Source organism: Microcystis sp. M049S2 (genome assembly GCF_020245625.1).
GTDB classification, from domain to species: Bacteria; Cyanobacteriota; Cyanobacteriia; order Cyanobacteriales; family Microcystaceae; genus Microcystis; species Microcystis ichthyoblabe_A.
Genome location: NZ_JADBUN010000005.1, coordinates 24,448 through 33,621, shown reverse-complemented (window position 1 = coordinate 33,621; position 9,174 = coordinate 24,448). Strand labels below are relative to the sequence as shown.

Sequence of the window (9,174 nt, the reverse complement as noted above, 5' to 3'; positions counted from 1 at the left end):
TTTGTATGGCTTTAAACTTCAGATTGAGGCAGTGGAAGGTGGGCGCGTTACGATCGAAGCTTTATGACTCAGCCAAAGTTATCGGTGAAGACGGTCTAACTTTACCGTTATACTGAATCGGTTTTTAATAGCATGATTAACTCCCAATCCAACTTGAAAAACCCGCTCCCCCCACTGTTGACTTAAACCCCCCACTGATCACTGATCACTGAAAAAGGCCTAACTTTGGGCAAAAATCTGGTTTGTGTCCCCTCTTAGCGATAAAATTTCTACATCTGGACCGTCGAAAAGTATAAGTTTTGTAAAGTAAAATTAAGAAGGGAGACAAATTTAAGATAACCAACGTATGGAAGTAACTTTTACCGCTGCCGAATCCCTAGAAATTGTTGTTGCTGAACAAACCATCCCGATTCAGCATTATCTGCGCCAACCGCAAAGATTAGTACAGGCTATCGTTGAGACTAGCTTAACAGAACACTTGTCTGAGAATAGGTTTCGCCTAAAAATGCGTCCCCTAAACTTCTTGAATATGTACTATTTTCAGCCCACGGTTATTCTTAATGTCTGGGCTACCTCTGAGGGGACGATATTTTTGCAATCAGAAGACTGTCAGATCAAAGGTATTGATTATATCAACGATCGCTTTAGCCTCAATGTTAAAGGCAAACTCGCTCCTGTGGAAAAAAATAATCAAACCTATCTAGCGGGAAAAGCCAATCTTGAGGTGAAAGTCGCCTTACCACCACCATTATGGTTAACCCCGCGTCCGCTGTTAGAAATCGCCGGTAATAGTCTCTTAAAAGGGGTTTTATTGCGGATTAAACAGCGTTTAATGAGTCAATTGTTGCAAGATTACCAACAATGGGCTAAACAGGACATTATTGCCCAAAATTACCCCGAAACGATTCTCGATCTCTCCCTTAGTTAAATAAAAATATGAGTTGGACAAAAGTATTATCTGTAGATTCCCTTGCCCCCGGCGCCCGTCAAGTGGTAAAAGTGGGGGAAAATTCCATTCTGTTGATTAACAATAACGGTCAATTCCACGCCGTCGGTAATCGTTGTCCTCATTTAAAATTATCGATGACCAAGGGCAAAATTACCGAAGACGGCGCGATCGTTTGTCCCTGGCATCGTAGTTCTTTTGATCTCTGTAGTGGTGCTGTCAAAGACTGGATTACCTGGCCCCCTGTGGTTAACAAAGCGATGGCGGCAGTTTCTCAACCCCAAGCTTTACCCGTTTATCCCCTTCGCATCGAAGACGGCAGCATCTGGATAGACGCTTGACATCCTCACCGAGGGGGGTTTTGGGGCAACCTAAAGAGTAGTTCACTCGACAATGGGGTAATCTTGGAGAATGCCAAACCCTACCTCGCCCGCTTCCGTAAAAACCCAGTTATAGATTATTTCCCCCCGCTCCGGTGATCCTCACTCTCCTATACTTTTTAAACAGGATTTAGTATAAAATACCGTCATGTCAGCCTAGGAGCGGAAGGCTTTGCAGTAGAAATAATAAGCCAGAGCTTATTTAATACAAGTGTTTGCCTATTTTAGCCAAAAATTATTAACTTTAATTGGTTCCGTTTAAAAGTTGAGAACGAAGCAAATCGATCGCATCTAAATAACTCGGCATCGGTTCATCACCCAAGAGGCAAGCACTGCGATCCACGCTAATCATATCATCACCCCAAAACACTTGACCGAGAGGAATAGATTTTCCTCGATCCGGTCGCCAATTGCTACTAAAATATTTGAGATTAGCGTCCACCACTGCCCCATCAAAAAGATGACCGATACAAAAATAAACATCCTGTAAAATTAGCGGTACGGAGGGGCGATGTAATTGCCCCCGCGAGTTAGGACTACGCGCTTTATAATGACTACGGGGAAAGAGTCCATAGAGATTTTTTAAAGAAGCAGAAATCAGGGGTTTATCCTTTAAATGGGTGCGTTTTAAGGTTCCAATCGTGATCCGACAATCCACTTCTTCGATAATTTTAGGGGCAAACATCGAGGGAAAACGGACAGGAGAAGGGGAAAGATTCGGATATTCTTGCTGGGTTAAACTATCAGCATCAAGAATAGTTATTCCAGGATCGAGAATAGATTTTACCCCCAAAATATCGATAATTTCTCTCAAAGAAATAGCAGAACAAACTCCCTCTAATAAGATAATTTCTGCCCCTGGATTTACCCCTCTCAATCCCCGCAAAACTTGACTTAATACCGGCAGACTAACCGTTACTGGTGGTGGCACAGGATAACCTAAATTAGGTTTAATTAAAATACGTTTAGCTGTGATAGCTGCCGGGGGAGGTTGATAAACAAAATCCGCCATAGCTGAATTTTTTACCCCGGCAGTAATTGAGGATTGGGTAATCATAGAAAAGAAAATAAATTAATGGGAATTGGCCAGATCATTTAGGGAATTTACCTGCTGTAAAGCTTGCCAGATTACCCCAGAATCGGCCCCAGGAAAATGGCTATTTTCACTAATATAACGCTTCCAGGCTTTAGTTCCGGGCTGACCAGCAAAAAGCTGTAAAAGATGCTTGCTGATCTGGTGTAATTTATAACCTTTACTCACCCATTCATCGATGTAGGGAAGCATTTTTTTGATTACTTCTTCCCGGGTAGGAGGAGTAGCCGATTCCCCATAAAAATCTCGATCGACTGTGGCAAATAAATAGGGATTATCGTATGCTGCCCGACCGATCATAACTGCATCTACTAATTGTAAATGTTGTCTAGCCTGTTCTAAATTAATGATACCGCCATTAATTTCAATAAACAAATGGGGAAACTGATTTTTTAGGCGATAAACATCATCGTAACGCAGGGGGGGGACAGTGCGATTTTCCTTAGGACTTAATCCCTGTAACCAAGCTTTCCGCGCATGGATGGTAAAATGTTGACAACCCGCATCTGCAACAATACGGACAAAATTCGCCATATTTTCGTAACTATCTTGATCATCAATACCAATTCTCTGTTTTACAGTCACGGGAATCGATACAGCTTGATTCATTGCCGATATTCCCCTAGCGACTAATTCCGGGTTAGCCATCAAACAAGCGCCGAAATTGCCCTCTTTTACCCTAGAACTAGGACAACCCACATTGAGATTTACCTCGTCATAACCCATATCTTCGGCTATTTTAGCACATTCTGCCAAAAGATAGGGATTATCACCCCCTAACTGCAAAGCTAGAGGTTTTTCTGCTAGGGAGAACCCCAGCAACTTATAGCGATCGCCGTGTTTAATCGCCATCGTCGTGATCATTTCCGTGTAGAGAAGGGGACGACGGCTAATTTGTCGCAAAAAATAGCGAAAATGGCGATCGGTATAATCCATCATCGGCGCCACACTTAAAATATTGCCCATCTTTCCCTTGATTTTCTCCTTGAGGGTAGCCATTGATCGCTGATCGCGGCATTCTCTGGGTTTCCCCAGAGAAGAACCGGTCTTCCTCTCAACATATTTTAAAGCTTTTTGGTAAGTAGGTAGGCGTTAAAAATTATCAGACACCACCCTTATCAAGGGGGGACTAAGGGTAGGGTTGATTCATGAATCAACCCTACTATGAATCAACCCTAGGACTAAGGGGGGATCGAACCTAAAATCTATTTTTAATTTAACTATAACCAGCTACTTAAGTTGGCTATCTAAATTACTGGTTAAGACTGCACGAGAGAAAGGAGAAGGGGACTTTTTTGACTTATCTCCGTGGGATATTTGCCCCTTTAATCGTGTCGCGGATGACGATTTTTTGTTCTTTGGAATAACCAGCAAAAGAACGAGTAGCAAGTAACTCGATTTCTATCCCCGTACCCGATCGCAAAGATTCCACGGGTAAGGGTAATTGACCGATATCCAGAATAAATTGATTGCCCTCCTGTCGGATTAAATTAGCAGGCATATCTCCTTCATAGCGAGTGACAAAATCGGTTCTGGGACTGGTTTGCAGGTCATCTGCTTGCCAACGAGTGACGCGATAACGCAGTTTAAATTTAGTGCCGATTAAATTTGATTGGGAAGCTTTATCTTCGAGAAAAAGCCTTAAATCAGTACCATTTCCTGTAATACCTTTTGCTTCTAATTGGGTGACATCTCGTTCAAAAACAGCATTATAAACGACAAATTCCGTAACATTATTGCGTTTTTGAGTGGTTCCCTCGATCCACAATTCACTGGGGACAGTTACCCTCATTTCCTTTTGATCATCGAGGGTTAAAGTAAAACGCTGATTAGCAAACCGGTTAAACTCTTGGGGCGCATTCCAAATTAAAATAAAAGAACGTTCAGATCGATCTAATAAAATCCGATATTGATCATCGATCAGGGAACCGGGAGAAAATAAAGACATTGCCCCAGTGCGAGTTTCCCAACTATTTTTAGAGAGAATATAACCCCGTTCTTTTAACTCCGCAAGGGCAACAGTTGCGCTCGGTTGATCGGCAGTTAAAGGGCGATCAATTTGAATTAAAGTTAACTGTCCTAAACGTCCCTCGCGACCATTACGACCACTATTACCCGTCGCCCCATCCAGACCATCCTGACAGCTAAATTCTCGGGTGGTACAGCTATAATTGGCATCACCTGGCCTACCGCTGCAGGTTTGAATTGTCCAGAAGGGTTGGGAACAGCGACAACCCTTGCCCCCCTGGCCTCCTTGACCCCCAAAACCCCCGGCACCTCCGGCCGCATTGACCGTTACTTGTCGGAGAAAATCTAAATTAGTGGCATAGAGGGTTAAAGCGCCGCCATTGCCCCCATCACCCCCATCACCCCCATTGCCACCGTTACCACCACCGGCCGCCTGGAGATTTCGTGTGACGTTGCCCGGTTGACCGCTACAGTTGCCATCGCTGCCATTGCTGCCATTTTCACCATCAACCCCTTTTTGTCCTGAAATATCGAGTTTTAGGGGAGAACCATCGAGAAAAAGGGTTAAACTGTCACTATTTTTGCCTTGGCTGCCGACCTTGCCAGCTTTCCCACTTTGACCTTGTTTACCGAAAGTCTGTACATCGGAACCTTGGGCTAACCAAGAACAGCGATCGCCAGTCACCGTGGCGGGCATTAGGTAAGGTAAAGGAAGAAAAAAGGTGAATATTAATGATTTAGCCCAGAAATTCATGATTTTAGCGAATTTATCCGCAAAGACTCCGATCAATTCCCTCTTGATGACTTTTGGATCTAGATTTTTGTTTCCCCTCTATCAATAAGGTGCGCTATCATCCTACACTTACTTTGAGAAGGAAACAGCCAATCGCGAGGGTTACGCGCGTGAAAAAAGTATTAGCTATTATCTTAGGTGGCGGGGCCGGAACTCGCCTTTATCCGTTAACGAAACTGCGGGCAAAACCTGCCGTCCCCCTAGCGGGAAAATATCGCTTAATCGATATTCCCGTCAGCAATTGTATTAACTCCCAGATTGACAAAATCTATGTGTTGACGCAATTTAATTCCGCTTCCCTCAATCGTCACCTCAATCGTACCTATAATTTTACGGGTTTTAGCGATGGTTTCGTGGAAGTTTTGGCGGCTCAACAAACCATGGAAAATCCTCAATGGTTCCAAGGCACGGCCGACGCAGTACGACAATACATCTGGACGATGAAGGATTGGGATATCGATGAATATCTAATTCTCTCGGGAGATCATCTCTATCGCATGGACTACAGCAAGTTCATCGAACGCCATCGGGAAACCAACGCCGATATCACTTTATCAGTGGTTCCCATCGATGAACGTCGGGCCTCCGCTTTTGGGGTGATGAAAATCAATGATTCGGGGCGAATTGTCGATTTTTATGAGAAACCCAAAGGGGCAGAATTGGAAAGAATGCGGGTAGATACGACGATTTTAGGCTTAAGTCCCGACCAAGCTCGTCAAAGTCCCTACATCGCTTCCATGGGAATTTATGTCTTTAAAAAGAATGTTTTAATCGATCTGCTCGATGCCAATAAAGAACAGACCGATTTCGGCAAGGAAATTATTCCCTCGGCGGCTAAAGACTACAATCTTCAGGCTTATTTATTTAAGGGTTACTGGGAAGATATCGGGACGATTGAAGCCTTTTATGAGTCTAATCTCGCCCTGACTCAACAACCCAATCCCGCCTTTAGTTTCTACGACGAAAAAGCCCCCATCTATACCCGTTCTCGCTATCTGCCACCGACAAAAATGCTCAATTGTACGGTGACAGAATCGATGATTTCTGAAGGTTGTATTCTCAAAGAATGTCGCATCCATCACTCGATTTTAGGTATTCGTAGTCGAGTCGGCAAAGACTGCACGATCGAGGATACAATGCTGATGGGAGCCGACTTTTATGAGTCTTTCCCCGAACGGGAAAGTCTGATCGGAAATGCCAAAATTCCCGTGGGTATTGGCCCTGGTTCCACTATTCGTCGGGCAATTGTGGACAAAAATGCTCGCATTGGTTCCAATGTTTTAATTGTTAACAAAGATCGTGTGGAAGAAGCTAATCGCGAAGATTTAGGTTTCTATGTTCGCAGCGGCATCGTGGTTATTTTCAAAAATGCCACTATTCCCGACGGCACGGTGATTTAATCTATCAGTTATCAGTTATTAGTTATCAGTTATCAGTTATCAGTTATCAGTTTTTCTAGTTATTATCACCTTGTTCTAGCTGAAGACTGATGGCTTAAGCTAATTGCCTAGACAATTCCCTTGAAATCCTATCCTTTTCTAAAAGTGATGGCAACATCTACCGAGCAGCTCTTCTGAAAATCAAAAAAATTTCTATATTTTTGGCTCTGATTCTAGGTTTTCAATTAACCTTAAATTAAAAGCCTAGGGCTTAGATAGAAGCCATTCAAAGGATATTTATGAAAGCCAAAATTGCGATCGCTTGTCAGGGAGGCGGCAGTCAAACTGCTTTTACTGCAGGTGCATTAAAAGCATTATTTGACAATAAAGTGCAAGATTACTTTAATATTGTCAGTCTCAGTGGTACTTCTGGCGGTGCTATCTGTGCCTTTTTCACCTGGTATGCTCTCAAAAAAGGTGATAGCATCGTTTGGAAAAGAATGATTGATTTTTGGGAAGATAATAGCGCTCGAACTCCCCAAGAACAACTATTTAATGACTCAGCTATTAAAGCTCTAGAATTAGCCAGCAAAGGATTAATTCCCCAGTATAATCTCAGTCCTTCCTCTCCAATTACTAAAACCTTATTTTCTATAGCTACCTACGGTTTACGCAGTCGCTTTACCAACTTTGATCAGTTACTAAGAGCGCATATTGACTTTTCGGAATTAGCCACTTGGGGAGCTAAACCAGAACCCCCAATTTTATTAATTGGGGCCTGTAATATCCTGACAGGAAAGTTAAGTAAATTTAGCTCGCGCCAGGAAGCAGTTAAAATTGAACATATCCTAGCTTCTGCTTGTGTTCCTAACATTTTTCCTGCTGTCACCATTGAAACTATGGCCTACTGGGATGGACTATTTTCTGATAATCCCCCCATCCGTTCTTTAATTCGCCGTGAATTTGTTGGAATCGAAAATATTCCCGATGAAATTTGGGTAATTAAAATTAATCCCACCTCTAGAGATAAGATCCCCGTGCAATCCGATGATATTGCTGATCGCCGCAATGAATTAGAAGGCAATGTTTCCCTATTTCAAGGTCTCGATCAGATTGATTTTCTCAATCAATTATTTCTTAAAGGAGCCTTTAAAGAGGAATTCTTGCGGGAGATTGCCTTAACAGAACCATTTAAAATTCCTAAATCTTTCCCAGAAGATCCCGATCAAGATTACCATATCCCGATGATCGAAATGTCTGCAGAATTAGCCAATAGTCTCAACTATGAAAGTAAACTTGATCGCTCTCCTGCCAATATCCAGCGTCTGATCGCTGACGGCGAAAAACAGGGAAAACAGTTTCTAGAACATCGACTAAAAGCTATGGGTTTAGGATAATTTTTGAGGTTTCAAAAACGGCAAAAATAAGGAGTAAATGGCATTAAATATGTCAATAGACTATTTAATTGATTATTATTCATTCTTAATTCTCCTGACTACTGGCTACTGGCTACGGACTCCTAACCCTAACAACAATTTTTGATTTTTACAAGAGGTCTAATGATCACTGATTTTCATTGACTAATACCCGTCCGGATAGATCGTAAATCATAATATCCCATTGCCCATTTTTTGCCGCTTCAAAAGCCACTTTAGAACCATCGGCACTGATGATCGGATTGCGTACTTCCGCGAGGAGATCGGGAGCAATTTCCCTTCTCTGTTGAGTTTGTCGATCGTACAGATAAATAGCCGTTTTTCCCTGACGACTGGCAGTAAAAACGATATAACGACCATCTTCACTAATGGAAGGACTAGAAGCGATCTGATCGAGAGAATTTAGGCCAGGTAAAGGCAATAAACGGCGATCAATAGCATCAAAAAGATAGATAGCTTGGGAACCATTGCGATCGGAAGCAAAAACGAGATAGCGAGAGGCAAGATAGGGAGTTAATTCACTAGCAGCACTATTTAAACTTCTCCCCCCTCGATCGAAAGGAAAAGACAATAAACTGGGATAACCCGCACATCCAGTTAACAAACTAATTACAGCAACAAGACTAATAAAAAAATAACGTTTCACGGTTTGGGACTTTCAACGGGACTGCCATCGGCAATATCTAACTCGATATTCGGACCGCGATCAAGAACCTCCACATCCCATTGTCCCCGACGAGCGGATTCAAAGACAAGATAACGACCATCGGGACTAAGACGGGGATTTCGCAACCAACCGCGATAATTTTGACTCAATAACTCAGAACGATCGGTAATGCGATCATATAAAGCGATGACGGGACGACCCTCAATAATCACCACATAAGCCAGATAACGCCCCGTTTGGCTTAAACTAGGGCTATCGGTAATTTCTTGACCCGTATATAATCCCCCTAGGGTCTGGTATTGTTTTGTCTGCAAATCATACAGCAGTATCTGATTACTACCGCGACGATTAGACAGCAAAGCCAGCCAACGACCATCACCACTCAGGGCAGGTTTCTCGTCATTATAGCGACTATTGAGGGTTCCTGTAGAGAAACCGGGGTTATTGAGATTACAACCGCCTATAACCCCTAAAAACAAGCAGATAAACAGGAAAAAGGGAGCTTTGGTCAT

At 42.8% G+C, this 9,174-nt stretch carries 9 protein-coding genes; 4 read left to right on the top strand and 5 right to left on the bottom strand.

Going from position 1 to position 9,174, the window contains the following annotated elements; all coding sequences use genetic code 11:
• Nucleotides 1–346: 346 nt before the first annotated feature.
• Both IM496_RS00520 and IM496_RS00515 read left to right on the top strand, forming a co-directional pair.
• On the top strand, nt 347–928 hold the full coding sequence (locus tag IM496_RS00520; RefSeq protein ID WP_149106723.1) for a DUF1997 domain-containing protein: 582 nt from the start codon (nt 347–349) through the stop codon (nt 926–928).
• Between the two features lie 8 nt (nt 929–936).
• Entirely contained in the window at nt 937–1,287 is a 351-nt protein-coding gene (locus IM496_RS00515; RefSeq protein ID WP_002731942.1) for a Rieske (2Fe-2S) protein, read from the top strand.
• Nucleotides 1,288–1,570: 283 nt separating this feature from the next.
• Here the strand turns inward: IM496_RS00515 and IM496_RS00510 are convergent, their stop codons facing one another.
• The 3 genes from IM496_RS00510 to IM496_RS00500 all read right to left on the bottom strand — a co-directional run bounded on the left by IM496_RS00510 (nt 1,571) and on the right by IM496_RS00500 (nt 5,084).
• On the bottom strand, nt 1,571–2,383 hold the full coding sequence (locus IM496_RS00510; protein WP_194016188.1) for a DUF362 domain-containing protein: 813 nt from the start codon (nt 2,381–2,383) through the stop codon (nt 1,571–1,573).
• Nucleotides 2,384–2,398: 15 nt separating this feature from the next.
• Entirely contained in the window at nt 2,399–3,385 is a 987-nt protein-coding gene (gene dusA, locus IM496_RS00505) for a tRNA dihydrouridine(20/20a) synthase DusA (protein WP_287660932.1), read from the bottom strand.
• A gap of 334 nt (nt 3,386–3,719) precedes the next feature.
• Nucleotides 3,720–5,084: a collagen-like protein gene (locus tag IM496_RS00500; RefSeq protein WP_287660930.1), complete on the bottom strand. Its 1,365-nt coding sequence runs from the start codon at nt 5,082–5,084 to the stop codon at nt 3,720–3,722.
• A gap of 206 nt (nt 5,085–5,290) precedes the next feature.
• Between IM496_RS00500 and IM496_RS00495 the strand changes: the two genes are divergently transcribed.
• Nucleotides 5,291–6,580, top strand: coding sequence for a glucose-1-phosphate adenylyltransferase (locus IM496_RS00495; RefSeq protein ID WP_002784562.1), 1,290 nt, complete (start codon nt 5,291–5,293; stop codon nt 6,578–6,580).
• A 278-nt stretch (nt 6,581–6,858) separates the two neighbouring features.
• Nucleotides 6,859–7,956 carry a patatin-like phospholipase family protein gene (locus IM496_RS00490; RefSeq protein WP_287660929.1) on the top strand — a complete coding sequence of 366 codons (1,098 nt, stop codon included), beginning with the start codon at nt 6,859–6,861 and terminating at the stop codon, nt 7,954–7,956.
• Between the two features lie 166 nt (nt 7,957–8,122).
• Here IM496_RS00490 and IM496_RS00485 read toward each other — a convergent pair whose 3' ends face one another.
• Together IM496_RS00485 and IM496_RS00480 are read right to left on the bottom strand one after the other, a co-directional pair.
• Complete coding sequence (locus tag IM496_RS00485; protein WP_002793901.1) at nt 8,123–8,641, bottom strand: TolB family protein; 519 nt, start codon at nt 8,639–8,641, stop codon at nt 8,123–8,125.
• Nucleotides 8,638–9,174: a TolB family protein gene (locus IM496_RS00480; protein ID WP_194017393.1), complete on the bottom strand. Its 537-nt coding sequence runs from the start codon at nt 9,172–9,174 to the stop codon at nt 8,638–8,640. The genes IM496_RS00485 and IM496_RS00480 overlap by 4 nt, the downstream gene beginning before the upstream one ends.

Bases quoted from the DNA above. Each gene is read 5' to 3' on its own strand.
- IM496_RS00520 (WP_149106723.1), top strand. From the start codon at position 347: ATGGAAGTAACTTTTACCGCTGCCGAATCCCTAGAAATTGTTGTTGCT.
- IM496_RS00515 (WP_002731942.1), top strand. From the start codon at position 937: ATGAGTTGGACAAAAGTATTATCTGTAGATTCCCTTGCCCCCGGCGCC.
- IM496_RS00510 (WP_194016188.1), bottom strand. From the start codon at position 2,383: ATGATTACCCAATCCTCAATTACTGCCGGGGTAAAAAATTCAGCTATG.
- dusA (WP_287660932.1), bottom strand. From the start codon at position 3,385: ATGGGCAATATTTTAAGTGTGGCGCCGATGATGGATTATACCGATCGC.
- IM496_RS00500 (WP_287660930.1), bottom strand. From the start codon at position 5,084: ATGCCCGCCACGGTGACTGGCGATCGCTGTTCTTGGTTAGCCCAAGGT.
- IM496_RS00490 (WP_287660929.1), top strand. From the start codon at position 6,859: ATGAAAGCCAAAATTGCGATCGCTTGTCAGGGAGGCGGCAGTCAAACT.
- IM496_RS00480 (WP_194017393.1), bottom strand. From the start codon at position 9,174: ATGACCAAAGCTCCCTTTTTCCTGTTTATCTGCTTGTTTTTAGGGGTT.